Source organism: Kitasatospora sp. NPDC001225 (assembly GCF_053597855.1).
In genome coordinates this window covers 1-2,064 of sequence record NZ_JBSFJC010000388.1, presented here as the reverse complement: position 1 = coordinate 2,064, position 2,064 = coordinate 1, and the positions used below count along the sequence as shown (strand labels likewise).

Here is a 2,064-nt window from a genome sequence, read left to right as displayed (position 1 = left end):
GGGGCAGGGCGACGCCCAGCAGCCAGCGGCCGACGTCCCGGATGTCCGATGGCGTAGATTTCGTTGCGTCACTCAGAGCAGTGCGGGTGTTGTCCGCAGGGAGGGGAGCCCGGTCCACGGACAGGCGTCCCGCGTGCGGCCGTCGGCACCACCACCGATCCTCGCCCCCTGGGAGGACCGGTCCGAACGAGAACGAGGGAGCGCCACCATGTCCGTCCTGACCGACCGACTGCCCACCCTGAACATGGGCATCGACACCGAGCCGTCCGGCCCGCTCGCCACCCGACCGTTCGGGCTCGACGCCGTCACCAACCCCGTGACCGTCATGCCGCTGCCCCACGTCACCGTCGACCCGCACACGCAGCTGTCCCTGATCGACGGTCGCGTGGCCCTGGACATGCCGACCATGGAAGGGTCGGGGTGCCAGACCGAAAGCGACGGCCAGACCGTGATCAGCGTCGACTTCGACCAGAACGACGACTGATGACCCACGGCACCGGGAGCACGCGGGGCGTCCCGCCCCGCGTGCTCGTCATCACCCACGATCTCGACCCCACCGCCGACTACGTCCTGCGTGAGCTCAACGCCCGAGGCGTTCCGTTCTGGCGCACCGATGTGGCGGACTTCCCGCAGCGCATCACCATGCGTGCCGAGCTGCGGCCCGACGGCGCGTGGGGCGGCGCCGTCGTCGGGCCCCTGCGAGGGATCGACCTGTCCGAGCTCACCTCCGTGTGGTGGCGCAAGCCCACCACGTTCCGGTTTCCCGACAGCATGTCCGGCCCGGAACAGCGGTTCGCCGCAGGGCAGGCGAAGCGCGGGTTCGCCGGCGTCCTCGGCTCCCTGCCGCAGGTGCTGTGGGTCAACCGTCCCGAGCGCAACGCCGACTGCACGAAGCCCGCACAGCTCACCGCCGCCGCGGAGTCCGGCCTGCAGGTCCCGGCCACCCTGGTGACCAACGACCCCGCCGCGGTGCGGGACTTCGCTGACCGGTGCCGGGGCCGGATCGTCACGAAGGTGCTCGGCGGGATCGTCCACACCGAGAACGGGCAGCGCGGGCAGATCTACACCACCCGCGTTCCCGCCGACCGGTGGGACGACCCGCGGGTGGCCCTCACCGCGCACCTGTACCAGCAGGAGATCACCGACAAGGCCTACGAAGTCCGCGTGACCTGCGTGGCCGGCCGACTGTTCCCCGTCAGGATCGACGCCCCGGACGGCCCCGGGCGGCTCGACTGGCGCACCGACTCCAAGCGCCTCGCATACTCCCCGATCTGCCTCCCCGCGCCCATCCGGACGGGCATCCTGGACATGCTGTGGCGCCTCGGACTCGTCTATGCCGCCGTCGACCTGATCGTGGACCAGGTCGGAACGCACTGGCTGGTCGACGTGAATCCGGGTGGGCAGTGGGCGTGGATCGACTGCACCCGTGATGCCATCACCACCGCCTTGGCCGACCTGCTCCAGAAGGGCACTCTGTGACCACCACCACCGCCGAGCCGACTGCCGACGCCCTGCGTGCCGCACTGGTCGACGCGCTCACCGCCGACGGCTCCCTGGCCGACCCCGCGTGGCAGCGCGCGTTCCGCGACGTCCCCCGCCACTTGTTCGTGCCGTACTTCTACCGGCAGGGCCCCGACGGCCGGCAGCAGCGGATTGCCGGCGACGACCCTGACCACGCCGCCGCGTGGTTGCGGGCCGTCTACGCGAACCGGCCCCTCGTCACCCACCTGATCGGCGGGAACGCCGCGTCGTCGTCCACACAGCCGTCGCTGATGGCCGCGATGCTGCAGGCGCTCGGCGACGATGTCGACGGCCCGGTGAAGGAGATCGGCACCGGCACCGGCTATAACGCCGCACTGCTCGCCCACCGGTACGGCTCCGAGCGGGTTGTGACCGTCGACGTCGACCCGGACGTGACGGCCGAGGCCCGGCGTCGGCTCGACGCGACGCCCTATCGGCCGACCGTGGTCACCGCCGACGGGGCCACCCTCACCGATAAGGGTGGCCCGTTCGGCGCGATCATCGCCACCTGCGGGCTCGACCACGTCCCGACGACGTGGCTGC

3 protein-coding genes are annotated in these 2,064 nt (G+C 71.5%); all 3 read left to right on the top strand.

Annotated features, from left to right (window positions below; genetic code table 11):
* Positions 1–208 precede the first annotated feature (208 nt).
* Positions 209–484, top strand: a complete 276-nt coding sequence (gene tgmA / locus ACWDCZ_RS40755) for a putative ATP-grasp-modified RiPP (RefSeq protein ID WP_117485595.1) — start codon at positions 209–211, stop codon at positions 482–484.
* A complete protein-coding gene (locus tag ACWDCZ_RS40750; RefSeq protein ID WP_449818646.1) occupies positions 484–1,479 on the top strand; it encodes an MvdC/MvdD family ATP grasp protein in 996 nt (331 codons plus the stop codon). The genes tgmA and ACWDCZ_RS40750 overlap by 1 nt, the downstream gene beginning before the upstream one ends.
* A partial coding sequence (locus ACWDCZ_RS40745) for a methyltransferase domain-containing protein (protein ID WP_449818645.1) occupies positions 1,476–2,064 on the top strand: 589 nt, incomplete at its 3' end. The genes ACWDCZ_RS40750 and ACWDCZ_RS40745, both read left to right, overlap by 4 nt.

Excerpts from the sequence above, each read along its gene's own strand:
- tgmA (WP_117485595.1), top strand. The coding sequence starts at position 209 with ATGTCCGTCCTGACCGACCGACTGCCCACCCTGAACATGGGCATCGAC.
- ACWDCZ_RS40750 (WP_449818646.1), top strand. The coding sequence starts at position 484 with ATGACCCACGGCACCGGGAGCACGCGGGGCGTCCCGCCCCGCGTGCTC.